Consider the following 23,926-nt stretch of genomic DNA (forward strand, 5'->3'; position numbering starts at 1 on the left):
CCTTTCGATTTAGCTGCTCACCAAAGTGGTTGGTGCGTAAAGGCCTTTGCCGGTGACCAACGGCAGGTCGAGCGTGGTCCGAATGCCGGGTGGCGCGGCGATGACCGCGGGGATGGCGTTGACGATGCGGCCCGCGGCGCCGGCGATCGCGGCGTGGTTGTGGTCGCCCTTGCGGCTGCTCGGGATGATGTCGACGGCGTACGACGGCTCCCCGGTGATCTCGACGCGGTAGGAGCCGTCGCCCGCGGCGGGTCGAGGCAGGTCCGGGCGCAGGTCGGGCCGCAGCCGGGTGACGTGCTCGATGACGATCGCGGGGTGGCCCTTGACCATGCCGCGGATCTCGAACTGCAGCACGGCCACGGTGCCCTTGGCGACCCGGCCCACCGCGATGTCGAAATCCTCCGGCGCCGGCTCGCGCTGGTAGGACTCGGTGATCTCGTCGACCTCGATACCCAGGCCGGCGGCCAGCTGACGGATCGCGGTACCCCAGGCGATGGACAGGATGCCCGGTTGCAACAGCATCGGGACCTCGTCCATGGGACGGGCAAACCCCATGTAGCGCATCACCTCTGCGCCGTCGTAACTCGCGTAGTCGTGAATCTCCATGCAGCGCACCTGTTCGACGCGCTGGCAGGTCCCGGCGAGCGCGAACGGGATCAGGTCGTTGGCGAATCCCGGGTCGACGCCGCTGATGAAGATGCTCGAATTACCTTGCTGGGCAGCGTCTTCGACGCGCCTGATGTATTTGTCGGGCATCACGCCCCAGGGGTATTGCAGCAGCCCGGGTGACGAGCCGACGACGTTCACGCCGGCGGCCAGGATGCGCATGACGTCGGCCATCGCCTCGGGCAGCCGGGTGTCGCCCATCGCGCAGTAGACGACGCACTCGGGCTTGGTGGCCAGCAGGGCGTCGAGGTCCGAGACGGCCGCGACCCCGGTGACGACCCCGGGTTCGAGGGCGACGCCGCAGAGTTCGCCGGCGTCCTTGCCAAGCTTCTCCGGGGTGGACACGCACACGCCGGTCAGCTCGAACTGCGGGTTGGTGATCAGCTCGGCCAGGGCCAACCCTCCGACGTTTCCGGTACCGACGTGCGCGACGCGGATCGCCATGAGAGTCTCCGTCCGTTGAGCGCTCCAAACGTTTCTAGACAGTAGTCCATAAATTCTTTGCCGCATACCGGCGGACTGGATGCGATCGCCCGGGCAGAATGACTAGCCGATGACACAACGCGAAGACGTCCGATTCCCGTCCGGTGGCGATCTGATCAGCGCCTGGCTCTACCGGCCGGCGGGCGGCGAACGCGCGCCCCTGCTGGTGATGGCGCACGGCCTGGGCGGGGTGCGAAGCATGCGGCTGGACGCGTACGCCGAACGCTTCAGCGCGGCCGGTTATGCCTGTCTGGTGTTCGACTACCGCAACTTCGGCGACAGCGAGGGCCGCCCCCGCCAACTGCTCGATGTCGGGCTGCAGCTCGCCGACTGGGCGGCGGCGGTCGCCTACGCGCGCACCCTTCCAGGGATCGACTACGCACGAATCGCATTGTGGGGCACCTCGTTTGCCGGCGGCCACGTGATCGCCACGGCGGCCCGACTGCCGGGCATCGCCGCCGCGGTCGCCCAGTGCCCGTTCACCGACGGCATCGCGTCGGCGCGCACCATCAGTAACCCGCTGGTCTTGGCGCGGGTCAGCCTCCTGGCGGCGCGCGACCTGGTGGCCGCCCGGCTGCGCAAGCCCCCGGTCATGGTGCCGGCCGTCGGAAGACCGGGCGATGTTGCCTTGATGAGCACCCCCGACGCGTACCCCGGCTTCCTCAGGCTCGTGCCCGAGGGCGTGGAGCTGACCAACGAGGTGGCGGCCCGCATCGCGTTGAAGATCATGGCCTACCGTCCCGGCCGGGAGACCGCGAAGATTCCCTGCCCGATCCTGTTCTGTGTGTGTGAAGCCGACTCGGTGGCGCCGGCGGCGGCGACGCTGCGCTATGCGGCCAACGCTCCGCGGGGTGAGGTCAAGCTGTATCCCGAGGGCCACTTCGCGATCTATGTCGACGACGCGTTCGAACGTGTCGTCGCCGACCAGCTCGCCTTCCTGGACAAGCACCTCAAGGGCGCGGCGTAGCCGGGCGAGCTCAAGGGCCGAGCGGGGAGCTCGTGCGGATCGCTTCGTCACGGATCAGGCCGCGCAACAGCGCGGTGCTGAATTCCGCGGCGATCTCCTTGGCGCTGCGACGTCCGCTGGGCCTCAACCACCGGTAGGCGCCGAGTGTCATGCCGATGTATCCGAGTGCCAGGACGTGCGAGTCGCACTGATAGAACTCCCCGCTGGCAATCCCCCGGTCGATGAGGCCGTGGACGTGCTCGTAGACCTGGGTCTCCTTCTCCCGGACCGCGGCGACCTGCTCCTCGGTGAACCACTCGGTGATATACGGCTGCTCCTGGAAGTACACGGCGGCACCTTCGGGATGGGCAGCGATCTGGTCGAGCAGGCGCACGGTGTACTGGTACAACGCCTCTCGCGCCGTCATCGAGGGGTCGTCGTGCACGGCGGCCAGCGTGCGCTCGGCGGCCTGCTGGTAGATGTCGTACAGGATCAGGGACTTGCTGGCGTAATAGTGGTAGACCGTCGCCTTGTTCAGGCCGATCACGTCGGCGACGTCGTCCATCCGGGTGCCGTGGTAGCCGCGCGCGGCGAACAGCTTGGTGGCGACGGCCAGCAGCTCCTCGCGTCGCGTTAGTCCGTTCTCGGATGGCATCTGCCCTCGCTATCGTCACTGCCGGGCGGGATCTTGGGGTGCCGGGCAAGGCCATTATCAATCAACTGGTTGGACAGTTTAGGCAAACGCCAGGTGTCGCCCCGACACACATGGGACTAGACTCGCTATCAAAGCTCAAGTCGCGAATGGAGGGGTGGCCTCATGGATCCGAGCCCGGACTACGACGCTAGCGACGAGATCGAATTCTTCTTCCGCTACGTCCCGTGGGGCCTGCGCGGGGTCGTCGACGGAAACGGCTACCCGCCGCCCGCCTACCCGCCGGTCTAGCTGTACTGCATCTAGCCCGTCTGGCGGTGACCCGCAGCGCCCGCTCCGCCGCGCTCGCGATCACCGCTAAAGCGCCTTCAGTTCCTCGGCGACCTCGGTGACCGATTTCTTCGCGTCCCCGAACAGCATCGTCGTCCCGTCGGCGTAGAACAGCGGGTTGTCGATGCCCGCGAACCCGGAGTTCATCGACCGCTTCAGCACGATCACCGACTTGGCCTTGTCCACGTTGAGGATGGGCATGCCGTAGATCGGGCTCGACTGTTCGTTGCGGGCCGCCGGGTTGGTGACGTCGTTGGCGCCGATGACGATCGCGACGTCGGTGCGGGCGAACTCGTCGTTGATGTCGTCCATGTCCTTCATGGCGTCGTAGTCGACCTCGGCCTCGGCCAGCAGCACGTTCATGTGCCCGGGCATCCGGCCGGCGACCGGGTGGATCGCGTACTTGACCGGCACGCCCTTGTCCTCCAGCAGCGACGCCATGTCCTTGACGGCGTGCTGGGCCTGCGCCACGGCCAGGCCGTAGCCGGGGACCACGATCACCTGGTTGGCGTAAGCCATCTGGATCGCCGCGTCGGCGGCCGACGTCGACTTGACGTGCTTGTCCCCGCCTTGACCATCGGGGCCGCCGCTGACGACCACACCGCCGAAGCCGCCGGCGACGATCGCCGGGATGGAGCGGTTCATCGCCTTGGCCATCAGGTTGGTCAGGATCGAACCGGAGGCGCCGACGATCATGCCGGCCACGATCATCGCGGTGTTGTTCAACGCCAAACCCGCCGCGGCGGCCGACAGCCCGGTCATCGCGTTGAGCAGCGAGATCACCACGGGCATGTCAGCGCCGCCGATGGGCAGCACCACCATCAGGCCGAGCACCCCCGCGGCCGCCAGCAGGCCGACCATCCACCACAGTGATGTTCCGGCGGCTACCCCGCCGGGAGTGCCGGGATGCGCGCCCAGGCCGATGACCACCGCGGCAGCCACCGCGCCGGCCAGCAGCAGCAGGTTGATCGGCTGCTGGGCCTTGCCGAAGCCGATCGGCGATCCGGAGATGATCTCCTGCAGCTTGCCGAACGCGATGATCGAGCCCCAGAACGAAATCGAGCCGATGATCGCGGCGAACAGCGACGCGACCACGATGTGCACCGTCGGCGACTCGCCGTGCTGAAAGGCTGAAAAGCCTTTGGTCTCAATGAATTCCGAGAGCGCGATCAGCGCGACCGTGCCGCCGCCGACGCCGTTGAAGAACGCCACCAGCTGCGGCATGGCGGTCATCTTGGTCAGCCGCGCGGGTGGCACGCCGAGCACCACGCCCACCACCAGACCGGCGATGATCAGCACCCAGGACTCGGTATGGCGGATCTTGATCAGCGTCGCGGCCACGGCGATGGCCATGCCGACCGCCGCGATCAGGTTGCCCCGCACCGCGGTCTTGGGACCGGTCAGGCCCATCAGGCCATAGATGAAGAGGGCGAACGAGATGATGTAGAGAACGGTGACCAGGTAGTTCATTTCGCCGCCAGGTCTTCGGTCTTCACGGGCGCGGCCTTCTTCTTGCCCTTGAACATGCCGAGCATCCGGTCGGTGACGATGAAGCCGCCGATGACGTTCAGCGTCCCGAACACCACCGCGACGAACAGGATGATCTGCACCGCCAGCGAGGGGTGCTCAACCTCGCCGAAGACCACCAGCGCGCCCAGCACCACGATGCCGTGAATGGCGTTGGTCCCTGACATCAGCGGGGTGTGCAAGGTGTTGGGCACCTTGGAGATGACGGCGAACCCGACGAACCCGGACAGCACCAGGATCGCCAGATTGGCCAATAGCTCGTCGTACATGTAGTCCTCTCAGGCCCGCGTGACACAGGAGGCCGCGACAACCTCGTCGTCGAAATCGGGGGCCAGCTTGCCGTCGGTGATCAACAGGTCCAGTAGGGCCGTGATGTTCTTGCTGTAGAGCTCGCTGGCATGCTCGGGCATCGTTGCCGGCAGGTTCAGCGGCGAGGCGATGGTCACGTCGTGCTTGACGACCGTCTGCCCCGGTTCGGTGAGTTCGCAGTTGCCCCCGGTCTCCCCGGCCAGGTCGACGACCACGCTGCCGGGCTTCATGGACTCCACGGCCGCGGCTGTCACCAGGCGCGGCGCGGGACGCCCCGGGACGAGCGCGGTGGTGATCACGACGTCGAACCCGGCGATCGCCTTCTCCAGGGACTCCTGTTGCTGTGCGCGTTCGGATTCGGTGAGCTCGCGGGCGTACCCCCCCTCGCCGGCCGCGTCGATGCCGAGGTCGAGCCACTGGGCGCCCACGGAGCGGACCTGGTCGGCCACCTCCGGGCGCACGTCGTAGCCGGAGGTGCGCGCGCCCAACCGCTTGGCCGTGGCGAGAGCTTGCAGCCCGGCGACCCCGACACCGAGCACCAGCACGCTCGCCGGTTTCACGGTGCCGGCCGCCGTGGTCAGCATCGGGAAGAACCGGGTCGACTCCGACGCGGCCAGTAGGACGGCCTTGTAACCGGCCACGTTGGCCTGCGACGACAGCGCGTCCATCACCTGGGCCCGCGAGATGCGCGGAATGGCCTCGAGCGCGAACGCCTGCACCCCCGCCTCGGTGAGCGCGCCGATCGAGTTGTCGGCGTTGCGCGGCGCCAGGAACCCGATCAGCGTCTGCCCGCGGCGCAGCCTGCCGACCTCTTCTGTGGTCGGCGGCGCAACCTTCACGACGATGTCGGCGGCCCAGGCGTCCCCGATGCTGGCGCCTGCCTCGGTGTAAAGCTGGTCGGGAAGCAGCGCCTTCTCGCCCGCACCCGACTCGACCACCACCGCCACACCGCTGCTGATCAGCGACGCGACCGCCTTGGGAACCAGCGCGACCCGCCGCTCGTCGGCGCCAGACTCGGCGACCACCCCTACCGTCGTCTGCGCATCTGTCATGGCGCGTACATCTGCTTTCCCGTTTCCTGCCGATTGGATGTGCCGCTGACTGGCCACACGCTTCGCTACCTTAACGCCTGCCGGTTTTCGGCCGGGACGTGCGATCGACCGGGGCGGGATACGCCCCAGCGGCCGATCGACTCCCGTCGATGGTTCGTTACGCGCGGCGCACGCAGTACCGCCCGCCGCGTTGTGGAGTCACACGGCGGCGTTGTGGCCGGCCGCGGTATCGACCGCGACATATAAACGGTTGCGACGACGCGCCGGCGCGGCTCGCAATGGTTTATGACTGGCGACCCAGAACGGTTACCGCCACCCGAACAAGCACATCTTCACCGCGGCGAAAGCAACGCGCTGGCCACCAGAAACGAGCCATCTCAACACGTGTCCTATCGTGGCGGCATGGACTTCGCGATGTCGGCCAAAGCCAACGACTACCACAAGCGATTGTCCGACTTCATGACCGAGTACGTCTTTCCGGCCGAGGCCGACTACGAGAAGTACCGGCACGAGGCCGGCCCGAACGATCACACCGTCCCGCCGATCATCGAGGAACTCAAGACGAAGGCCAAAGCGGCCGGCCTGTGGAACCTGTTCCTGCCTGCCGAGTCGGGCCTGACCAACCTCGAGTACGCGCCGCTGGCCGAGCTCACCGGCTGGAGCCTGGAGATCGCGCCCGAGGCGCTCAACTGCGCGGCGCCCGACACCGGCAACATGGAGACCCTGCACCTGTTCGCCACCGAGGAGCAGCGCAAGCAGTGGCTGGAGCCGTTGCTGGCCGGCGAAATCCGCAGCGCCTTCTCGATGACCGAGCCCGCGGTCGCCAGCAGCGACGCACGCAACATCGAGACGTCCATCGTCCGCGACGGTGGCGACTACGTGATCAACGGACGCAAGTGGTGGACGTCCGGCGCGGCGGACCCGCGCTGCAAGATTTTGATCGTGATGGGCCGCACCAACCCGGAGGCGGCCAGCCATCAGCAGCAGTCGATGGTGCTGGTGCCCATCGACACCCCGGGCGTGACGGTGGTCCGCTCGACCACCGTTTTCGGCTACCAGGACCAGCCCGGACACTGCGAGATCATCTACGACAACGTGCGGGTGCCGGCCACCAACCTGCTCGGCGAGGAGGGCGGCGGCTTCGCGATCGCCCAGGCCCGGCTGGGACCGGGCCGCATCCATCACTGCATGCGCGCCCTCGGTGGCGCCGAACGCGCGCTGGCCCTGATGGTGGACCGGGCCAGCAAGCGGGTGGCGTTCGGCCGCCCGCTGGCCGAGCAGGGCGTGGTGCGGGAGGCAATCGCCAAGTCGCGCAACGAAATCGACCAGGCCCGGCTGCTGTGCCACAAGGCGGCGTGGACCATCGACCAGCATGGCAACAGAGCCGCCCACACACTCGTCTCACAAATCAAGGCGGTGGCGCCACAGGTGGCCTGCGACGTGATTGATCGCGCGATCCAGGTGCACGGCGCCGCCGGCGTCAGCGAGGACACGGTGCTGGCTCGGTCGTACGGCTGGCACCGGGCCATGCGTCTCTTCGACGGCCCCGACGAGGTGCACATGCGGACCATCGCGCGCGCCGAACTCGGCAAAGAGAAATCCCCCCTCGCCGCGGCGGTCACCACGCATGACTGAAACACTGCGGGAACTGTCCGGCGCGTGGAACTTTCGCGATGTCGCCGACCAGACGCCCGGGCTCCGGCCCGGCCGGGTGTTCCGCTCCGGTGAGCTGAGCCGCCTTGACGACGCGGGCCGCGCGACGCTGCGCGAGTTGGGTATCACCGATGTCGCCGATCTGCGCGCCGCCCGGGAGGTCGCCCGCCGCGGCCCGGGACTGGTTCCCGACGGCGTGGACATCCACCTACTGCCATTCCCCGACCTCGGCGACGAGGAGCCCAGCGACGACGACGCACCACACGAAGCCGCGTTTCGGCGGCTGTTCGAGGGCGATCCCGACCAATCCGACGAGGCCGTCAACGAAGCCGCCGTCCGCCACATGATCGACGAATACCGGCAGTTCCCGTTCCGCAACGGAGCGCAACGCGCTGTGCGACATGTCTTTTCGTTACTGGCGGACGGACGTTCGGTGCTCACCCACTGCTTTGCGGGCAAGGACCGCACCGGTTTTGTGATCGCCACGGTGCTGGAAACGGTCGGCATCGACCACGACACCATCGTCGCCGATTACCTGCGCAGCAACGCCGCGGTCCCGCAACTGCGGGACCACATCTACGCGATGATCCAGCAGCGTTCCGACGTCGAGCTCACCCCGGAGGTCGTCACGTTCACCAAGGCGCGGCTGGCCGACGGTGTGCTCGGCGTCCGCCCGGAGTATCTGGCCGCCGCGCGCCAAGCCATCGACGAGGCGCTCGGCTCGCTCGATGCGTACCTGCGCGAGGCAGGCGTTCCGCAGGCGGATGTGGACCGCCTGCGCAACGAACTGCTCGTGTGACCGCTACAGCTTGAAGTTGGCCTGCTTGGCCGCGGAGAGGTCGTCGATCTCCGACCAGTGCGCGGCCACGTCCTCCACCGTCGGCGGCTTGTCGAAGTTGGCACCCTCGTTCTGGAAAAGCGCCACCCGTTGCACCTTGCCTCCGCCGACGACGAATACCGAAGCATTGTTGGGGTTTTCCTCGGTGCACAGGTAGGCCACCACCGGCGCGACGTACTCGGGCGTCAGCTTCTCGAGCACCTCCTTGGGCAGGATGTCCTCGGTCATCCGGGTGGCCGCGATCGGCGCGACGGCGTTGGCGTGAATGTTGTACTTGGCGCCTTCCTGGGCCAGCGTGTTGATCATGCCGACCAGGCCGAGTTTGGCGGCGCCGTAGTTGGTCTGACCGAAGTTGCCGAACAGGCCGCTGGTGGAGGTGGCGACGACGACCCGGCCGTAGCTCTGCTCCCGGAAGTGCGGCCACGCGGCGCGCAGGACGTTGTACCCGCCGTAGAGGTGTACCTTGAGCACGGCGTCCCAGTTCTCGTACGTCATCTTGTGGAAGGTGCCGTCGCGCAGAATGCCGGCGTTGCTGACCACACCGTGAATGGCGCCGAACTCGTCGAGCGCCGTCTTGATGATGTTGGCGGCGCCGTCGGGATCGGCGACGCTGTCATAGTTGGCGGCCGCCCGCCCGCCCGCGTCCCGGATCTCCTTGACCACCTCGTCGGCCATGTTGTGGCCGGCGCCGGTACCGTCGCGCGCACCGCCGAGGTCGTTCACGATGACGCTGGCGCCTTCGGCGGCCAGGGTCAGGGCGTATTCACGGCCCAATCCCCCACCGGCTCCGGTGACGACGATGACGCGATCCTGCACTCCGGGCATCAGGTTCCTCTCTGAAATGAAATACAGCTTCTAGTAAGGGATTTGGAGCGGTGTCAGAACATCCTGCGCGCCATCTTCATGGCGCGCTCGGTGTACGGCGGGTAGATGAAGCTCGACAGGTCCGGCCGCGTCGGCTTGGTCAGCACCGACTTGCGGTGGCTGAACTCCTCGAAGCCGTACCGGCCGTGGTAGGCGCCCATGCCGGACGCGCCGACCCCACCGAACGGCAACTTGGCCGTCGAGACCTGGAAGGCCAGGTGGTTGACCAGCATGCCGCCGGCCGGCACTTCCTTGATCACGCGTTCGCGGGTCTCCCGCGTCTTGGTGAAGAGGTAGGCGGACAGCGGCTTGGGCCGTGCGTTGACGAAACGTATTGCCTCGTCGAGGGATTGGACGGTGACGACCGGCAGCACCGGTCCGAAGATCTCGTTCTGCATCAGCGGGCCGTTCGGGTCGGGGTCGACCACCACGGCCGGCTGGATGCGCAGGCTGGAGGCGTCACAGGCCCCGCCGACCGCCACCTTGCCGTCCCCGCTGGCCAGATAACCGCTGATCCGGTCGAACTGACGCTGGTTGACGATCCTCATCCCGTTGGGCTTGTCCGCCGTGAACTTGGTGATGGCGGCGCCGATCTTGCTCACCAGCTCATCGCGAATCTTGGCGTCCGCCAACACATAGTCGGGGGCGACGCACGTCTGGCCCGCGTTCAGCAGCTTCATCCACGCGATCCGTTTCGCGGCGACATCGACGTCGGCGTCGGCCGCCACGATCACCGGGCTCTTGCCGCCCAGCTCCAGGGTGCACGGGGTCAGGTGCGGCGCGGCACCCTCGTACACCTTGCGGCCGACCTCGGTGCCACCGGTGAACAACAGTCGGTCGAGGCCCTGTGCGATCAGCTCCTGGCTGACCGAGCCGTCGCCCTCGACGACGGCGATCGCGTCGTTGTCGAGGTACCTGGGCACCAGTTCGGCCATCAAGTGCGCGGACGCCGCGGCGATCTCCGAGGGCTTGAGGATGACGGCGTTGCCGGCGGCGATCGCGCCGGCGGCGGGGCCAAGGGTCAGGTAGAACGGGTAGTTCCAGGCGCCGATGATCAGCACGGTGCCGTAGGGCTCGTATTCGATCCACCCCCGGCCGGGCAGCTGCGGCACCTCGAGCAACTGGTACCTGCGGCGCGTCCACCGGCGCACCCGCTTTGCCGCGAACTTTGCCTCGCCGGCGGTGGTCGCGACGTCGGCGATGAACGCCTCGAACGGGCTGCGGTCCAGGTCCTTGGCGAGCGCGTCGGCGATGGCCGCCTCGTTCTCTTCCATCAGCTTGGCCAGCTGCAGCAGCTGCCGCTTGCGCCAATCGATGTCGCGGGTGCGCCCGTTGGCGAACGTCTTGCGGAGCCGGGCCACCGTGGCCGGGACGTCTACTGGCTGAGCGGTCGGCGCGCCGTTGGTGGCGGATGTCGTGGGTGTAACCGATTCGGTGGTCATCGTTGTCCTTCCCCTGCTTCGGTCATCCCGGGCGCGCCGCTGCTCGTCGCACAAGCGCTCATGGGTGATAACCGCGATCCTAACCATCCGGTTGGGAGAGCAGTAGAAAGGATGTGGCTGCGGCCGGTCAGGGTTTGGTGGCGGTCACATAGGTGACCACAAACGGCCGGCCATCGGGCTGCGGCGGGCGTCCCAGCCGGAGCGCCTCTTCGTGCCCGTCGACTATCCGGGTGGCCCAGCCGCGCGCGCTGAACCAGTCCGCACAGTCGGGCCTCTCCCCGTCCTCGAACCACAGGTCGAACGGGTTGAAAGAGATGTCTTGTCCGCGGGCTTCGCGCTTGGCGCGCAATTCGGCGAACCTGGCCTCGGCTTCGCGGCGCCGTTCCGGGTCGATGCCGAAGTCTTCGACCGAAACCTGGCTGCCCGATGCGCTCAGCCCGTCGATCGCGACGAACAGGGCTTCTTGCGCCGCCACCGGCAGGAACGGCAATAGACCCTCGGCCAGCCATGCGGTCGGCTGACTCACGTCAAAACCCTTGTCTCGCAATGCCCGTGGCCAGTCGTGGCGCAGGTCGACGGGCACCGGCCGCCGGTCGGCGAGCGGCGTCGCACCGTACTTGGCGAGCGTCTCGCCCTTGTACTCGAGCACCTTGGGCAGATCGATCTCGTATACGACGGTGCCGGCCGGCCAATCCAACCGGTAGGCGCGCGAATCGAGACCGGCGGCGAGCAGCACCACCTGTCGAATGCCGGCCTGTGCGGCGGCGGCGAAGTAGGCATCGAAGAAGTGGGTGCGCACTGCCTGCGAGTCGATCATGTTGTGAGACCGGACCGAGAAGTCTTCGTCTTCCGGGTCGTCCGGATCCCCCGCCCACCACGCGGCCACCTGCTCGCGGACCCCCGCCAGTTCGGGCGTGGAGACCAGCGGCTCGGCGAACTGGTCACGGATGAGCGGCTCGTCGCTGGCGGTCTCGGCCGCGCGGGCCAAGGCGACCATCACCGCGGTGGCGCCGACGCTGGTGGCGATGTCCCAGGAATCGTCCAGCGAGCGCGGCATTACAGCCGCTCGGCGACGACGAAGTCGGAGAAGGCGTCCTTGTCTTCGTCCAGCTCGACGCTTTGCACTCTGCGGTTGAGGCGGTGCATCTCGTCGATCGAATTTTGCGCCGTGGCGCGCCAGCCGTGCTCGTTGAGCCACTCGGTGAGGTCGGCACGGTGCTCGTCGCGGTACATCAGCTCGCCGACGTCAACGGTCTCCTCCAGGCCCAGCTCGTCGGCCACCTTCTTGAAGCGTTCCCGCATCTTCTGGCGACGCTCCTCGGCGTGCATGGGTGCGGTTTCGGCCGAGACGCGGCTGCCGGCCGGGCTCAGCTCACCGATCTGGGTGAACAGCTTGTCCTGGGCCTCGGCGGGCAGGTACATCAACAACCCCTCGGCGAGCCAGGCGGTCGGCTTGCTCGGGTCGAAGCCGGCGGCGCGCAGCGCGGCGGGCCAGTCATCGCGCAGGTCGATGGCGACCTCGCGGCGGTCGGCGGACGGGGTGGCGCCGGCTTCGGCCAGCGTGCCCGATTTGTAGTCCAGCACCTGCGGCTGGTCGATCTCGTAGACGACGGTGCCGGCCGGCCAGTCCAGCCGGTAGGCCCGGGAGTCCAGCCCCGACGCGAGGATCACCACCTGCCGGATGCCGGCGGCGACGGCGTCGGCGAAGTAGGAGTCGAAGAAGTGGGTCCGCACCGCCTGGTAGCCGCGCATGTGCTGGATGCGCGCGGCGGATTCCTCGTCGATGGCCTCGACCTTGGCCACCACCTCCGGGTCGAGCATGGCCTCCCACAGGACCGCGGCACCGGCGTTGTTGACCAGCAGCCGGGCATAGGGGTCGCGGATCAGCGGATCGGGCTGCTCCGTTTCGATGGCGCGCGCGGCGGCGACCATGACCGCGGTGCTGCCAACGCTGGTCTTGATGTCCCAGGTGTCGTCGTGCGTGCGCAGTGAACTCATCGGGTTGCTCCTCGGGTCCTTGGCGGAGGTCAGGCGGTCGGGTCGCCGCGACGCGCCCGCAGCAGGATGCTGCGCACCGCGTCGTCGACCAGGTCGTCGGGTACCGGACGGCCCAGGCGGGCCATCTCCTCGTGGTTGTCCACGGCCTGCAACTGCCAGCCGTGATCGGCCAGCCATTGGGCCGCGTCCGAACGGTCGGGCTCGTAATAGGTCAGCGCCTGCACATTGACGTCGAGGCCGAGCCGCTCGCGCATCCGCAGCCAGCGCTGCGAATTGCTCCGCTTGTTCAGGCCGAACACCTCGATGGCGACCTGGCTGCCGGGGGCGCTCAGGGCGGTGAACATTTCGAAGAGGCGGTCTTGCGCGTCACTCGGCAGGTATGGGAGCAGGCCCTCGGCCAGCCAGGCCGTCGGTTGGGTGCGGTCGAATCCCGCCGCTGCCAATGCCGCCGGCCAGTCGTCACGCAGGTCGACGGGGACCGTGCGGCGGCTGGCGGTGGGGGTGGCGCCGTGCCGCTGCAGGATTCCGGTCTTGTACTCCAGCACCTTGGGCTGGTCGATCTCATACACCGCGGTCCCGTCCGGCCAGTTCAGGCGGTAGGCCCGCGAGTCCAGTCCCGCGGCCAGGATGACCACCTGCCGGACTCCGGCCCGCGCGGCCTCGTCGAAGTACTCGTCGAAGAAGTGCGTGCGCACGGCCTGGTAGTCGATGCCGATGCGGTGCGCGCGGCGGCCGGGCTCGTCGCCGTCGAGCCAGGCCAACTCGGGGTCGGCGAGCCGTTCCCAGGCCGGCCCGGCCGACGACACCAGGATGCGCGCGAAGTCGTCGCGGATGAGCGGGTCACTCCCGGCGGTTTCCGCCGCGCGCGACGCCGCGACGCCCAGCGCGGTGGCACCGACGAGTTCGGTGATGGCCCAGCTGTCGCCGGCGGTCCTCAGGGAAGGCGGTAACGACTCATCCAGATCAGTCATGACCTGACCATGCTACCGGGATAAGTTAGTTAGCCTATACGCTTTGTGCGCAACTTCACTGCCGGCCGCAAGCGGTCTAGGCGCTGGACCGTCGGAACGCTCCCTCGAGTAGCCGCCGCATCATTCCGGTGATGGACAGCAGGGCGTCGGGGCCTTGAACGAAGCCCGCGTACAGACCCACGCCGCACATCAGCACGAGCAATGCCTCGATCAACGCCGGCGCGTCGACGTCGGCCGGGACCTCGCCACGTTCCATACCGTCGTTGACGACGCGAACGAGGAATTCCCGGCAGATCCGCACGGAGTCGTTCTCCGTTGCTTTCCACTCCGGATGCCGCTGCGACTCGAGCACCCCGGAGATAATCAACGCCGAGCCGGCGGGATTTTCGGAATTGGCGCGCACCGCCGCAGAGATGAATGCGGTCAGCTGCCCGACCAGTGTGGTCTCCCGCTCGGCCTGTTTGATCCCCGCTCCGATGATGGCTTCGTTGGTTTGCTCCAACAATTCCCGATACAGGACCCGTTTGCTGGAGAAGTAGTGGTTGATCGCAGGCCGGGTCAGGTCGGCACGGGCGGCGATGGCCTGGAACGTCGCCCCGTCGTATCCCCGCTCGCTGAACACCAGGCGAGCTGCCTGCATGATCCGCCGTCGCGTCTCATCGGCCTTTGCGGCTGGGGGGCGTCCGGGCCTGCGGCTCACCCCTGAAGACATCGTTAAAGTGTGCCATTGCCATGGTGTGGCATTAGCGCATTTGGCGGAATGCTGCCGAACTTCCCAGCCTGATAGTCCTGCACCGCCTCGACCAATTCCGCCCGCGAGTTCATCACAAAAGGCCCGTAGTGGAATACCGGCTCGCGAATGGGTTGGCCGCCCAGCAGCAGCACATCCATGGCGGTCGTGCGCGACGATTCCTGCGCCTGGTTGGCGCCCACGGTGATGCGATCCCCGGGGCCGAGCACGGCCAGTTGGCCCTGCCGAATCGGGTGAGCGACCGGACCGACGTACCCGCTACCGGACAACACATAGACGAGCGCGTTGAAGTCGCGCCGCCACGGCAGGTTCAGCCGGGCGCCGTTTTCGATGGTCGCGTGCGCGAGAGTGATCGGCGTGTGGGTGATCCCGGGTCCCCGGTGACGGTCGACCTCGCCCGCGATGATGCGGACCAGCGCCCCGCCGTCGTCGGAGGCGATCAATTTCGCGTCGCCACCTTCGATGGCCTGATAGCGCGGGGGCGCGAACTTGTCCCGCTTCGGCAGGTTCACCCACAGCTGGACGCCGTGGAAGAGGCCACCGCTATCGACCAGTTCCGCGGGCGGCGTTTCGATGTGCAGGATGCCCGAACCGGCGGTCATCCACTGCGTCGCGCCGTCGGTGATCAACCCGCCGCCCCCGTGGGAGTCCTGGTGGGCGAATTTGCCGTCGATCATGTAGGTGACCGTCTCGAACCCGCGGTGCGGGTGCCAATCGGTGCCCCTCGGCTCACCGGGTTGATAGTCGACCTCGCCCATTTGATCCATGTGCACGAAGGGGTCCAGCACGGCGGTGCTGACCCCGGCGAAGGCCCGGACGACGGGAAAACCCTCCCCCTCGTAGCCGCGCGGTCCGGTGGTCACCGACCGGACCGGGCGCTCAGTCTCTGCCGGCGCGGCGGCGCCGATGCGTGGCAACGCCAGGGTGTTGGCGGTGATGGCGGGCATATAACCTCCCTAAATCGGAACTACACGTATAACCGGACCGCAGTCCAGTTATTTCCCGGGTGCGTCGGGGCGGCGCTGCATAGGATGACGAGGTGCTTGGGGGACCGCAGCCACGGCCGTGTGTGGGGTCCGCGCCGTGAGCGACCAGACGGATGGCGAAACCCCACCCACCGAGGCCCCGGTGGCGTCGATGCGCGGCGCGGGCGGACGATTCGGCGCCTCGATCAGGAAGTCCGGCTACCTGCAGAAGTGGTTGTTGCTCGGGGTCATGATCGGCGTCGTCGCCGGCCTGGGAGCCGTCGTCTTCTATCTGGCGCTCAGGTACACCAGCGAGTTTCTCCTCGGCCACCTTGGCGGCTACCACATCCCGACGCCGGTCGGTGAGGGCGGCGGCGGTCGCGGGGACAGCGGCTTCCGCCGCGCCTGGGCGATCCCGTTGGTGACGACGGGCGGGGCCTTGCTTTCGGCCTTCATCGTCGCGAAGCTCGCGCCGGAGGCCACCGGGCACGGCACCGACCAAGCCATCGAGGCGGTGCACGGCGATCCGCGTGCCATCCGCTTTCGGGCGGTGCTGGTGAAGATGGCCGCCAGCGCGCTGACGATCGGGTCGGGCGGTTCAGCCGGGAGGGAGGGTCCGACCGCGCAGATATCGGCGGGTTTCTGCTCGCTGCTGGCGCGGCGGCTGCACTTGTCCGATGACGACGGCCGGATCGCGGTGGCGCTGGGCATCGGCGCGGGCATCGGGGCGATCTTCGCCGCGCCGCTCGGCGGGGCGGTGCTGGCCGCGTCGATCACCTACCGGGACGACTTCGACTATCGCTGCCTACTGCCTGGATTCATCACGTCGGGAACGGCCTATGCGGTGCTCGGCGCTTTCCTGGGCTTCGATCCGCTGTTCGGCTACATCGACGCCGAGTACCGGTTCGAGAGGGCGTGGCCGCTGTTGTGGTTCGTGGTCATCGGCCTGGTCGCCTTCGCAGTCGGGTATCTGTACGCCCGCACCTTCCACGCCGCCGTCCGACTCACCCACCGGCTGCCGGGGGGTCCGGTCCTCAAGCCCGCCATCGGCGGGCTGCTCGTCGGGCTGCTGGGGCTGCTCATCCCGCAGATCCTTAGCAGCGGCTACGGCTGGGCACAACTGGCGGCCGACCGCAGATCCCTACTGGCCATCCCGTTGTGGATCGTCGTGCTGCTGCCGATCGCCAAAATCATCGCCACCTCGTTGTCGATCGGCAGCGGCGGATCCGGCGGTCTGTTCGGGCCGGGGATCGTGATCGGCGCGTTCGTCGGGGCGGCGGTGTGGCGACTGGGCGAAGTCTCCGGCCTGCCCGGCGTGCCACCCGATCCCGGGGTCTTCGTCGTGGTCGGGATGATGACCTGCTTCGGCTGCGTCGCCCGCGCCCCGCTGGCCATCATGATCATGGTCGCCGAGATGACCGGTTCATTCTCGGTCGTACCGGGGGCGATCCTGTCCGTCGGCATCGCGGCATTGCTGATGTCGCGCACCAACGTAACGATCTACGAGGCACAGCGCCTCAACCGCGAGACCGCCGCGGCCGAACACGGGCGCCGAGTCGAGGGAGACCGCTAGGAACTGCGAGCGGTACTCGCCGCGTCCTTTTCGGTGGTCGTGCCCTCGTGGGTCAACTTCCCCCCCGCGCTCTCCAGGTGCGCCCGCACGAACCACTGGAACTTTTCCAGGTTCCCGGCCTGATCGATCAGCAGGTCCTGCGTGACCGGGTCGAGCTCCTCGGTCTCCTCGATGTACTTGCGAATGTCCTCGATGACGCCGGTGTACACGAGGTCGAGCGCCGCGAGGTGAGCCTGGACGGTATCGCGGCCGACCGAATAGTCGTCCCAGGTGCGGTCTTTGATGATGGCCCCCGGAGTGCCCTGCGGTGACCCGCCCAGGGCCGCGATCCGCTCCGCGACGTCGTCGGCGAAACGGCGGACCGCGTCCACCTGCGGGTCGATCATCTCGTGCACGCCGATGAAGTTGGGCCCCACCACATTCCAGTGCACGTGCTTGAGGGTCAGGTGAAGATCGTTGTAGGTGCTCAGTTGTTTTTGCAGCAGTTCGGTCAGCCGCGCTCCCTGTTTGTCGGTGAGCCCCGGAATGGTGAACTGTGTCATCGATTTCCTCCGTTTCGCACACGGTCACGTCTTCGACGTTGGTTACCCGATGGCCGTTACCGAAAACCCGGGGCCGACGAGGCGATGACCACGTTTAGCGGTCGCTGATGTGCTGCACCGGCAGGCGGGCGCCCCGCCGCGGCTCGTAGGCCAATCCGCTGGCCTCGAGCAGGCGGACCACCCGGTGGCGGTGCGGCCGCATGGGCTCGAGCAGCTCGAGCATGCCGGCGTCGTCGACCGGTCGGCCGATCAGCGTCCAGCCGACCATTTTCGGGATGTGATAGTCGCCCACCGAGAGCGCGTCGGCGTCACCGAACGCCCGTTGCGCCGTCTCGGCGGCGGTCCATTCACCCACGCCCGGCAACGACATCAGCGCCTCGCGGGCCTGCGCCGCCGGCCGGGCTGCCAACCGTTCCAGGGAGGCGGCCCGCCGCGCGCACGTCACGACGGTCCGCGCACGTCCGGGGTCGACATTGGCGCGATGGAATTCCCACGACGGGATGTACCGCCACGCCTCGGCCGACGGCGGCACCCGCATTCTGGCCGGCGCCGGTCCCGGCGCGGGCGACCCGTACTTCGACACCAGCAGGCGCCACGACCGGAACGCGTCGGCACCGGGCACCCGCTGCTCGATGATCGCGGGGATCAGCGCCTCGAGCACTCGCCCGGTGCGTCCCAGGCGCAGGTGCGGGACCCGGCGGTGCGCGGCGGCGACGGTCGGGTCGTGGGGCGTGAAATCCGAGGCGTCGTCCTCGAGGCCGAGCAGCGCGGGCAGGCCCTCCACGAACTCCGGCGCCCCGTCCCCCCACGCGACGCAGTGGGCGGCGTTCACGGCGGCCCGGCTGATCCGGGCGGTGACCGGTCCGCTGGGCAACAGGCTGGTTCGCCAGATGGCGCCGTCGCCGGCCACCTGGAAACAGGGGTCCCCGGGTCCCCGTCGAAGCGGCGCCAACGTATGCCCGAAGCTGGCCGCGCCCGGGAAGGTGACAGTGCGCGCGCTCTCCACCGACCGACTCTCTGATTGACCGTTAACGATGTGCCAAGTCAGTATTGCGATGTGATGACGCCGTTCGATGACCCACAGGGCGAACTGGCTTGGATGTTCCTACAGAGTACGAGCGACGGGGGCGACCTCGACGAGGGCTTCTCGCTGCTCAGCGACGACTTCACCTACTGGACGCTGTTCACGCGCTCCTCGTGCGACAAGGAGACGTTCCGGCGGGCGATCGAGCGACGCAAAGAACGACTCGAGGTCACCATCGACCTGGTGCGCTGCGTCAACGAGGGAGAGACCGTGGTGGTCGAGGCGCACGCCAGCGGTACTACCACCGACGGCGTCGAATACGACAGCCCGTTCGTCTGCGTCTTCGACACCCGCGACGGCTTGATCGTCTCGATGCGCCTGTACAGCGACACCCGGGCACACGAGGCCGCGCTTCCCGGGTGGACTTACTAGGAAGCCGACACGCTGATTTCGGCCTTGTTCGGGTAGAAGGCGACGTGCCCGGCGATCGCCGCGACCGCCGGGTAGGGCTGCTCGTAGGTCCAGATGACATCCTCGACGGTGTCGCCGGCCGAGCCCGTGACGCTGTAATAGCTGGCCTCACCCTTGAACGGGCAGTAGGTGCTGGTGTCCGTGCGGGTCAGCCGGTCCTGCACCACGTCGCTCATCGGAATGTATTGGACCGCAGGCAAACTGGCTTCCCGCAGTTCCAGGGCGGCCGTGGTGTCGGCAACCAGCTCGCCGTTGACGCGAACCTGCACCCGGCCCGTCGTCGGCTCGATGGTGATCGGGTGGCCAGCGCTGGGCTCTTTGATTTCGGGGTGGCTCATGGTTTCCTCCTAGACGCCGATTGAGATTGCAACGCGGCACGCCGTCAGAGACTTCCCGATCAGCCCTATTCGGGCTGCGCGGCCGGGCTGGTCTTTTTGGGGGTGCGCATGGCGGCCCAGAACCGCGCCGCCTCACGGATCGATTCCTCGACCGGGCGCGGCTGCCAGCCCAATTCCCGCTTCGCCTTGCTGCTGTCCACGTCGGCTTCGGCGCGCATCATTCGCACCGAGGCCAGGCTGAGTTCGGCGTCCTTCCCCGTGAGCCGCGCCTTGAGCGTACCGGCGGCGGCCAGGGCATAGAGCATCGGGACGGAAATCGAGCGTTGCGGCGGTGGCACGCCGGCCTCGTCGGCCGCGATGCGGACCACGTCGTTCAACGCGATCATCCGCTCGGAGACCAGGTATCGCTCACCGATGCGCCCGCGCTCGGCCGCCAGGATCATGGCCCGCGCCGCGTCGTCGACGCCCACGACTTCCAGTTGGATGCCGTTCATCAAAAAGGGCAGCTTGCCGAACACCGCGCCGGCGATGAACGCGCCGTGCGGCGTGCCGCCCCAGTCGCCGCTGCCGTAGGTCGTCGACACGCACATCGCGACGGCGGGCAAGCCCGCCTCGGCCACGTACCGCAGCACCAGATTTTCGGCCTCCAAACGCGATTGGACGTAGGGAGTCAGCCGTCGGGACCGGATCACGTCGTCCTCGGTCGCCACGTGCCCATGTCGCCGGCCCACCGTCGCGTAGGTGCTCGTGAAGATGAACCGGCGCAGGTCGGGTTGGTTGACGGCGACGTCGAGAACGTTGCGCAGGCCTTCGACATTGGTGCGGAACAGCGGCGTCGGGTCGCGCAACCATGCGCGGGTGTCGACGACGCAGTAGTAGACGTCGTCGACGCCGTCCATCGCCGCACGCAGCGTGGCGTCGTCGAACACGTCCCCGTGGAACCGGGTCAGCTCGAGGTCGTCGATGGAGCGGGTGTTGGCGTTCGGGCGCACCATCGCCCGCACCTGGAACCCGTCGGCCACGAGCTGGCGGGTGACATGCGACCCCAGGAAGCCGTTGGCGCCGATGACCAGCTTGGGCTTGGTGCTCACTGGGCTCCTCCGTTCTCCCGCATCCACCGCGCCGCGTCTTCGTCGAGCGTGCCCAGCGCCTGGGCCTTGCGGCACCACTTCATTCCGGCCCGCAGGAAGCGCAGTGGGTTGTAGATGTCTTCCTGGCGGCGCCACAACCCGTCGCCCGCGTACGTGACGATGGAGATGTTGGTCGCGCTGATGACGCTCCCGTCGCCCGGGTCGCGCATGGGGTTGTCCAGTTCACAGATGATGCGGCCGGTGGGCTCATCGATGACGGACCACAGCGAGGGAAACGCCACCATGTGGCTGCCGGGGTACGTCGTCATCGTGCGCTTGATCCACTGGCGGACCTCGTCGCGGCCGTGCATGGTGCCGGCCGCGTGCTCGACGTACTCGACGTCGGGTGTGTACTGCTCGACCCAGGCGTCCCAGTCGTGTGTTTCGGCGGCCCGCGCCACGGTCTGCTCGAACTTCTCGAAGGCGGCGGACAGTTCGCTGCGGGAGAACGTAGGAGTCGTCATGCTGCGCCACTTCCCGGAATCGTCGCGACGTTGCGGCTCATCGGCGGAGTGTAGCCTGGGCGGCATCGTGGCCGGTTAGGAGGACGAGCAATGGCAACCGAAAAAGCGATACTTGCCGGCGGCTGTTTCTGGGGGATGCAAGAACTCATCCGCAAACAGCCGGGGGTGGTTTCGACGCGGGTCGGTTACACCGGCGGCGACGTCCCCAATGCGACCTACCGCAACCACGGCACGCACGCCGAGGCCATCGAGATCGTCTACGACCCGGCGGTCACCGACTACCGCACCATGCTCGAGTTCTTCTTCCAGATCCACGATCCGACAACGAAGGACCGTCAGGGCAACGACCGTGGGCCCAGTTACCGGTCGGCCATCTTCTACCTCGACGAGGAGCAGAAGCGCATCGCGCTGGACACCATCGCCGACGTCGACGCGTCGGGGTTGTGGCCCGGCAAGGTCGTGACCGAAGTCAGCCCGGCCGGAGATTTTTGGGAGGCCGAGCCCGAGCACCAGGACTACTTGCAGCACTACCCCAACGGGTACACCTGCCACTACATCAGGCCGGGCTGGAAACTGCCGCGGCGGGCCACCGCGGACCAGTAGGCGGCTCCCGGCTCAGCGCCGGTGCACCACGATCCGGCCGCCGTCTTTGGGCGTGTAGGCGACGCCACGGCCGTGCCACCGCTCCCCGGGCGCCGTCGTGGTCTCGATCGTGAAGTGGTGCAACACCGTTCGCAGCACTACGTCCATCTCCATGTTGGCGAACGCCGCCCCCACACAGCGGCGGGTGCCACCGCCGAACGGGATCCACGCGAAGGCCGACGGCTTGGTCCCGATGTACCGTTGCGGGTCGAAGCGCTCCGGATTCCCGAACACGTCGGGGTTTTCATGGATCTGCGCGATGCTCACCAGGATTGACATGCCCCGCGGAATGACCCACTCCCCGAGCTGGTAACGCGGCGGGTAGACGCGCCGCGCGGCGAAATCGATCACCGTCCGCGCCCGCTGGACTTCCAGGATGGCCGCCTGACGCAACTCCTGTCCGCCGCCGTCGGCCTCTTCGGCCAGCGCGGCCAGCACGTCTGGGTGTCGCGTCAGCCGCTCGAACGCCCAGCCCAGGGTGGAGGCGGTCGTTTCGTGGCCGGCGGCCAGCAACGTGAGCAGTTCGTCGCCGATGTCCTTGCGCGACATGACCGAACCGTCTTCATAGGTGCTGCGCAACATCAACGCGAGCACGTCGCTGCGCTCGTCGAAGTTCGGATCGGCCCGCTCCGATTCGATCAGCCTGTCGATCACGGCGTCATACCGGCGCCGCCATTCGTCCAGGCGCCCCCACGGGGTGAAGCGCCCGTAATTGCGTCGCGGTTTGGGCATGGTCGCCATCCGCGAACCCAGCGTGACCCACGGCGGGATGAGGCGGCGCAGCTCGTCGAGCTCGGCGCCCTCGGCCCCGAAGACGGCACGCAGGATGGCGTTGAGCGTGATGCGCATCATCGACGGCAGCGTCGGGAACGCCTTACCCTCGGGCCATTCGGCGGTCTCCCGGAGGGTCTCTTCTTCGATGATCGACTCGTACTTCTTCATGCTCTTGCCGTGGAACGGTGGCGCCAACAACCGGCGCCGCCTGCGGTGGTCCTCGCCGTCGAGCGCGAACACGGACCCCGAGCCGAACAACCGGCTGAGGTTGGGCTGGATGTTGCCCAGCTCGTCGGGGCTGGTGGTGAAGATCTGCTTGGCCAGTTGCGGGTCGGCGACCACCACGACCTCGCCGTACATCGGCAGGTTCAGCGCGAAAACGTCGCCGTAACGACGGGCCAGGCGCTGGATCATCCCCCGACGCGACACGGCGAAACCCAGGCCCTGCAACAGTTTTGGCAGCCGGGTCGCCGGGGGCAGCCGGACGGGGGCGGAGGCCGCGGGGGCGGTGACGACTTCACTCATGGCGGGCTGCTCCCCATCATCTCCCCCGAAAATCGGGGCGGTACCGCGGTGTACCAAGACCTTTCCCGATACGGTACTCTGTAGTACCAACCTCTGACAAGAGGGGTCCTGCCTGACGGAAGGGGCCGCCCGTGACCGCAGCGGCGACAGCGACGGCTGACGAAGCGGTCCTTGGCGACCCATTCCGGCTGAGGCTGCTCGACGGCCTCGCCGCCTCCATCGCCGAGCGCGGTTACCGCGCCACCACCGTCGCCGACGTGGTGCGTCACGCCCGCACCTCCAAGCGCACCTTCTACGACCAGTTCGCCAGCAAGGACGAGTGTTTCCTCGAGCTCCTCGGGACCGATATCGAAAGGCTCGGTGAGTGCATTGCGGCGGCCGTCGATCCCGAGGCCGACTGGCATCAGCAGATCCGCCAGGCGGTCGAGGCGTACGTCAGCTACATCGAGTCCCGGCCGGCCATCACGCTCAGCTGGATTCGCGAGCTGCCCTCGCTCGGCGCCGCCGCCCGCCCTGTGCAGCGCCGCGGGCTGCAGCTGCTGTCCAGCCTGCTGATCGACCTCAGCGCCAGTCCCGGTTTCCAGCGGGCCGCGCTGCCTCCCCTGACCGCACCGTTGGCGGTCATCCTGCTCGGCGGTCTGCGCGAACTGACCGCCCTCGCGGTCGAAGACGGAAACCCGGTACGGGGCATCGTGGAGCCGGCCGTCGACGCCTCCATAGCCCTGCTCGGCCCGCGCCAGTAGGGTCGATCGCAGACGCCAACCGAACGAAGGACCTTGCGATGCGGCTATCGACCCGGAACCAACTCAAAGGGACCATCACCGAGGTCGACCTCGGCAGCGTGATGGCGATCGTGAAGGTCAAGCTCGACGGCGGTGAGCAGATCGTCACGTCCTCCGTCACCAAGGACGCCGCGATCGATCTCGGGCTCGAGGCCGGGCAGCCGGCGACCGTGTTCATCAAGTCCACGGAAGTCACCATCGGGGTCGACTAGCC

The 23,926-nt window shown here is 67.8% G+C and carries 27 protein-coding genes; 9 read left to right on the plus strand and 18 right to left on the minus strand.

Going from position 1 to position 23,926, the window contains the following annotated elements; translation table 11 throughout:
- Window positions 1-9: 9 nt before the first annotated feature.
- On the minus strand, window positions 10-1,110 hold the full coding sequence (locus ACEL92_RS26180; protein WP_374023460.1) for a diacylglycerol kinase: 1,101 nt from the start codon (window positions 1,108-1,110) through the stop codon (window positions 10-12).
- Between the two features lie 109 nt (window positions 1,111-1,219).
- Here ACEL92_RS26180 and ACEL92_RS26185 point away from each other — a divergent pair, with 109 nt between their 5' ends.
- Window positions 1,220-2,116 carry an alpha/beta hydrolase gene (locus tag ACEL92_RS26185; protein ID WP_374023462.1) on the plus strand — a complete coding sequence of 299 codons (897 nt, stop codon included), beginning with the start codon at window positions 1,220-1,222 and terminating at the stop codon, window positions 2,114-2,116.
- 10 nt (window positions 2,117-2,126) lie between these two features.
- On the opposite strand, the gene ACEL92_RS26190 is transcribed toward ACEL92_RS26185, so the two are convergent.
- Complete coding sequence (locus tag ACEL92_RS26190; RefSeq protein WP_374023463.1) at window positions 2,127-2,750, minus strand: TetR/AcrR family transcriptional regulator; 624 nt, start codon at window positions 2,748-2,750, stop codon at window positions 2,127-2,129.
- A gap of 162 nt (window positions 2,751-2,912) precedes the next feature.
- Here ACEL92_RS26190 and ACEL92_RS26195 point away from each other — a divergent pair, with 162 nt between their 5' ends.
- Entirely contained in the window at window positions 2,913-3,038 is a 126-nt protein-coding gene (locus ACEL92_RS26195) for a hypothetical protein (protein ID WP_007167223.1), read from the plus strand.
- Window positions 3,039-3,104: 66 nt separating this feature from the next.
- On the opposite strand, the gene ACEL92_RS26200 is transcribed toward ACEL92_RS26195, so the two are convergent.
- The 3 genes from ACEL92_RS26200 to ACEL92_RS26210 are packed head-to-tail and all read right to left on the minus strand — an operon-like array spanning window position 3,105 to window position 5,965.
- Window positions 3,105-4,547, minus strand: coding sequence for an NAD(P)(+) transhydrogenase (Re/Si-specific) subunit beta (locus ACEL92_RS26200; protein ID WP_374023464.1), 1,443 nt, complete (start codon window positions 4,545-4,547; stop codon window positions 3,105-3,107).
- Window positions 4,544-4,873, minus strand: a complete 330-nt coding sequence (locus ACEL92_RS26205; RefSeq protein WP_066949393.1) for an NAD(P) transhydrogenase subunit alpha — start codon at window positions 4,871-4,873, stop codon at window positions 4,544-4,546. The genes ACEL92_RS26200 and ACEL92_RS26205 overlap by 4 nt, the downstream gene beginning before the upstream one ends.
- A gap of 9 nt (window positions 4,874-4,882) precedes the next feature.
- Complete coding sequence (locus ACEL92_RS26210; RefSeq protein WP_374023465.1) at window positions 4,883-5,965, minus strand: Re/Si-specific NAD(P)(+) transhydrogenase subunit alpha; 1,083 nt, start codon at window positions 5,963-5,965, stop codon at window positions 4,883-4,885.
- Between the two features lie 414 nt (window positions 5,966-6,379).
- On the opposite strand from ACEL92_RS26210, the gene ACEL92_RS26215 reads away from it, so the two are divergent.
- Window positions 6,380-7,600: an acyl-CoA dehydrogenase family protein gene (locus ACEL92_RS26215; protein ID WP_374026392.1), complete on the plus strand. Its 1,221-nt coding sequence runs from the start codon at window positions 6,380-6,382 to the stop codon at window positions 7,598-7,600.
- Window positions 7,593-8,417 (plus strand): tyrosine-protein phosphatase, encoded by an 825-nt coding sequence (locus ACEL92_RS26220; RefSeq protein ID WP_374023466.1) that lies wholly within the window; start codon window positions 7,593-7,595, stop codon window positions 8,415-8,417. Before ACEL92_RS26215 ends, ACEL92_RS26220 begins: the two co-directional genes overlap by 8 nt.
- A gap of 3 nt (window positions 8,418-8,420) precedes the next feature.
- Here ACEL92_RS26220 and ACEL92_RS26225 read toward each other — a convergent pair whose 3' ends face one another.
- The 7 genes from ACEL92_RS26225 to ACEL92_RS26255 form a co-directional block, all read right to left on the minus strand.
- The gene (locus tag ACEL92_RS26225; protein ID WP_374023467.1) at window positions 8,421-9,281 is read right to left on the minus strand and encodes an SDR family oxidoreductase; all 861 of its coding nucleotides are present in this window, start codon (window positions 9,279-9,281) and stop codon (window positions 8,421-8,423) included.
- Between the two features lie 53 nt (window positions 9,282-9,334).
- Window positions 9,335-10,762, minus strand: a complete 1,428-nt coding sequence (locus tag ACEL92_RS26230) for an aldehyde dehydrogenase family protein (RefSeq protein WP_374023468.1) — start codon at window positions 10,760-10,762, stop codon at window positions 9,335-9,337.
- Window positions 10,763-10,889: 127 nt separating this feature from the next.
- Complete coding sequence (locus ACEL92_RS26235) at window positions 10,890-11,819, minus strand: SAM-dependent methyltransferase (protein ID WP_374023469.1); 930 nt, start codon at window positions 11,817-11,819, stop codon at window positions 10,890-10,892.
- Window positions 11,819-12,760 carry a class I SAM-dependent methyltransferase gene (locus tag ACEL92_RS26240; RefSeq protein WP_374023470.1) on the minus strand — a complete coding sequence of 314 codons (942 nt, stop codon included), beginning with the start codon at window positions 12,758-12,760 and terminating at the stop codon, window positions 11,819-11,821. The genes ACEL92_RS26235 and ACEL92_RS26240 overlap by 1 nt, the downstream gene beginning before the upstream one ends.
- A gap of 29 nt (window positions 12,761-12,789) precedes the next feature.
- Window positions 12,790-13,731, minus strand: a complete 942-nt coding sequence (locus tag ACEL92_RS26245) for a class I SAM-dependent methyltransferase (protein WP_374023471.1) — start codon at window positions 13,729-13,731, stop codon at window positions 12,790-12,792.
- A gap of 76 nt (window positions 13,732-13,807) precedes the next feature.
- Entirely contained in the window at window positions 13,808-14,443 is a 636-nt protein-coding gene (locus tag ACEL92_RS26250; protein WP_374023472.1) for a TetR/AcrR family transcriptional regulator, read from the minus strand.
- A gap of 2 nt (window positions 14,444-14,445) precedes the next feature.
- Entirely contained in the window at window positions 14,446-15,429 is a 984-nt protein-coding gene (locus ACEL92_RS26255; RefSeq protein ID WP_374023473.1) for a pirin family protein, read from the minus strand.
- A gap of 190 nt (window positions 15,430-15,619) precedes the next feature.
- Between ACEL92_RS26255 and ACEL92_RS26260 the strand changes: the two genes are divergently transcribed.
- Window positions 15,620-17,020 carry a chloride channel protein gene (locus tag ACEL92_RS26260; RefSeq protein ID WP_374026393.1) on the plus strand — a complete coding sequence of 467 codons (1,401 nt, stop codon included), beginning with the start codon at window positions 15,620-15,622 and terminating at the stop codon, window positions 17,018-17,020.
- Here the strand turns inward: ACEL92_RS26260 and ACEL92_RS26265 are convergent.
- The gene (locus ACEL92_RS26265; protein ID WP_374023474.1) at window positions 17,017-17,562 is read right to left on the minus strand and encodes a Dps family protein; all 546 of its coding nucleotides are present in this window, start codon (window positions 17,560-17,562) and stop codon (window positions 17,017-17,019) included. The genes ACEL92_RS26260 and ACEL92_RS26265 overlap by 4 nt on opposite strands.
- A 94-nt stretch (window positions 17,563-17,656) precedes the next feature.
- On the minus strand, window positions 17,657-18,568 hold the full coding sequence (locus tag ACEL92_RS26270; RefSeq protein ID WP_374023475.1) for a DNA-3-methyladenine glycosylase: 912 nt from the start codon (window positions 18,566-18,568) through the stop codon (window positions 17,657-17,659).
- A 54-nt stretch (window positions 18,569-18,622) separates the two neighbouring features.
- Between ACEL92_RS26270 and ACEL92_RS26275 the strand changes: the two genes are divergently transcribed.
- A complete protein-coding gene (locus ACEL92_RS26275; protein WP_374023476.1) occupies window positions 18,623-19,018 on the plus strand; it encodes a nuclear transport factor 2 family protein in 396 nt (131 codons plus the stop codon).
- Here the strand turns inward: ACEL92_RS26275 and ACEL92_RS26280 are convergent.
- The 3 genes from ACEL92_RS26280 to ACEL92_RS26290 form a co-directional block, all read right to left on the minus strand.
- Window positions 19,015-19,395, minus strand: a complete 381-nt coding sequence (locus ACEL92_RS26280) for a DUF427 domain-containing protein (protein WP_374023477.1) — start codon at window positions 19,393-19,395, stop codon at window positions 19,015-19,017. The genes ACEL92_RS26275 and ACEL92_RS26280 overlap by 4 nt on opposite strands.
- 65 nt (window positions 19,396-19,460) lie before the next feature.
- A complete protein-coding gene (locus tag ACEL92_RS26285; protein ID WP_374023478.1) occupies window positions 19,461-20,486 on the minus strand; it encodes an NAD-dependent epimerase/dehydratase family protein in 1,026 nt (341 codons plus the stop codon).
- Window positions 20,483-20,989, minus strand: coding sequence for a nuclear transport factor 2 family protein (locus tag ACEL92_RS26290; RefSeq protein WP_374023480.1), 507 nt, complete (start codon window positions 20,987-20,989; stop codon window positions 20,483-20,485). Before ACEL92_RS26290 ends, ACEL92_RS26285 begins: the two co-directional genes overlap by 4 nt.
- Window positions 20,990-21,079: 90 nt before the next feature.
- Between ACEL92_RS26290 and msrA the strand changes: the two genes are divergently transcribed.
- Window positions 21,080-21,592 (plus strand): peptide-methionine (S)-S-oxide reductase MsrA, encoded by a 513-nt coding sequence (gene msrA / locus ACEL92_RS26295; protein ID WP_068079196.1) that lies wholly within the window; start codon window positions 21,080-21,082, stop codon window positions 21,590-21,592.
- Window positions 21,593-21,604: 12 nt separating this feature from the next.
- On the opposite strand, the gene ACEL92_RS26300 is transcribed toward msrA, so the two are convergent.
- Complete coding sequence (locus ACEL92_RS26300) at window positions 21,605-22,930, minus strand: cytochrome P450 (RefSeq protein ID WP_374023481.1); 1,326 nt, start codon at window positions 22,928-22,930, stop codon at window positions 21,605-21,607.
- Between the two features lie 131 nt (window positions 22,931-23,061).
- On the opposite strand from ACEL92_RS26300, the gene ACEL92_RS26305 reads away from it, so the two are divergent.
- On the plus strand, window positions 23,062-23,673 hold the full coding sequence (locus ACEL92_RS26305) for a TetR/AcrR family transcriptional regulator (protein ID WP_374023482.1): 612 nt from the start codon (window positions 23,062-23,064) through the stop codon (window positions 23,671-23,673).
- Window positions 23,674-23,711: 38 nt separating this feature from the next.
- A complete protein-coding gene (locus ACEL92_RS26310) occupies window positions 23,712-23,924 on the plus strand; it encodes a molybdopterin-binding protein (protein WP_067755312.1) in 213 nt (70 codons plus the stop codon).
- Window positions 23,925-23,926: the final 2 nt, after the last annotated feature.

It is taken from the genome of Mycobacterium hainanense (assembly GCF_041890355.1).
GTDB classification, from domain to species: Bacteria; Actinomycetota; Actinomycetes; order Mycobacteriales; family Mycobacteriaceae; genus Mycobacterium; species Mycobacterium hainanense.

Excerpts from the sequence above, each read along its gene's own strand:
- ACEL92_RS26245 (WP_374023471.1), bottom strand. The coding sequence starts at position 13,731 with ATGACTGATCTGGATGAGTCGTTACCGCCTTCCCTGAGGACCGCCGGC.
- ACEL92_RS26215 (WP_374026392.1), top strand. The coding sequence starts at position 6,380 with ATGTCGGCCAAAGCCAACGACTACCACAAGCGATTGTCCGACTTCATG.
- ACEL92_RS26225 (WP_374023467.1), bottom strand. The coding sequence starts at position 9,281 with ATGCCCGGAGTGCAGGATCGCGTCATCGTCGTCACCGGAGCCGGTGGG.
- ACEL92_RS26275 (WP_374023476.1), top strand. The coding sequence starts at position 18,623 with ATGACGCCGTTCGATGACCCACAGGGCGAACTGGCTTGGATGTTCCTA.
- ACEL92_RS26290 (WP_374023480.1), bottom strand. The coding sequence starts at position 20,989 with ATGACGACTCCTACGTTCTCCCGCAGCGAACTGTCCGCCGCCTTCGAG.
- ACEL92_RS26260 (WP_374026393.1), top strand. The coding sequence starts at position 15,620 with ATGCGCGGCGCGGGCGGACGATTCGGCGCCTCGATCAGGAAGTCCGGC.
- ACEL92_RS26300 (WP_374023481.1), bottom strand. The coding sequence starts at position 22,930 with ATGAGTGAAGTCGTCACCGCCCCCGCGGCCTCCGCCCCCGTCCGGCTG.
- ACEL92_RS26235 (WP_374023469.1), bottom strand. The coding sequence starts at position 11,819 with ATGCCGCGCTCGCTGGACGATTCCTGGGACATCGCCACCAGCGTCGGC.
- ACEL92_RS26200 (WP_374023464.1), bottom strand. The coding sequence starts at position 4,547 with ATGAACTACCTGGTCACCGTTCTCTACATCATCTCGTTCGCCCTCTTC.
- msrA (WP_068079196.1), top strand. The coding sequence starts at position 21,080 with ATGGCAACCGAAAAAGCGATACTTGCCGGCGGCTGTTTCTGGGGGATG.
- ACEL92_RS26220 (WP_374023466.1), top strand. The coding sequence starts at position 7,593 with ATGACTGAAACACTGCGGGAACTGTCCGGCGCGTGGAACTTTCGCGAT.
- ACEL92_RS26185 (WP_374023462.1), top strand. The coding sequence starts at position 1,220 with ATGACACAACGCGAAGACGTCCGATTCCCGTCCGGTGGCGATCTGATC.
- ACEL92_RS26180 (WP_374023460.1), bottom strand. The coding sequence starts at position 1,110 with ATGGCGATCCGCGTCGCGCACGTCGGTACCGGAAACGTCGGAGGGTTG.
- ACEL92_RS26195 (WP_007167223.1), top strand. The coding sequence starts at position 2,913 with ATGGATCCGAGCCCGGACTACGACGCTAGCGACGAGATCGAATTCTTC.
- ACEL92_RS26205 (WP_066949393.1), bottom strand. The coding sequence starts at position 4,873 with ATGTACGACGAGCTATTGGCCAATCTGGCGATCCTGGTGCTGTCCGGG.
- ACEL92_RS26265 (WP_374023474.1), bottom strand. The coding sequence starts at position 17,562 with ATGACACAGTTCACCATTCCGGGGCTCACCGACAAACAGGGAGCGCGG.
- ACEL92_RS26280 (WP_374023477.1), bottom strand. The coding sequence starts at position 19,395 with ATGAGCCACCCCGAAATCAAAGAGCCCAGCGCTGGCCACCCGATCACC.
- ACEL92_RS26240 (WP_374023470.1), bottom strand. The coding sequence starts at position 12,760 with ATGAGTTCACTGCGCACGCACGACGACACCTGGGACATCAAGACCAGC.
- ACEL92_RS26255 (WP_374023473.1), bottom strand. The coding sequence starts at position 15,429 with ATGCCCGCCATCACCGCCAACACCCTGGCGTTGCCACGCATCGGCGCC.
- ACEL92_RS26190 (WP_374023463.1), bottom strand. The coding sequence starts at position 2,750 with ATGCCATCCGAGAACGGACTAACGCGACGCGAGGAGCTGCTGGCCGTC.
- ACEL92_RS26230 (WP_374023468.1), bottom strand. The coding sequence starts at position 10,762 with ATGACCACCGAATCGGTTACACCCACGACATCCGCCACCAACGGCGCG.
- ACEL92_RS26210 (WP_374023465.1), bottom strand. The coding sequence starts at position 5,965 with ATGACAGATGCGCAGACGACGGTAGGGGTGGTCGCCGAGTCTGGCGCC.
- ACEL92_RS26250 (WP_374023472.1), bottom strand. The coding sequence starts at position 14,443 with ATGTCTTCAGGGGTGAGCCGCAGGCCCGGACGCCCCCCAGCCGCAAAG.
- ACEL92_RS26310 (WP_067755312.1), top strand. The coding sequence starts at position 23,712 with ATGCGGCTATCGACCCGGAACCAACTCAAAGGGACCATCACCGAGGTC.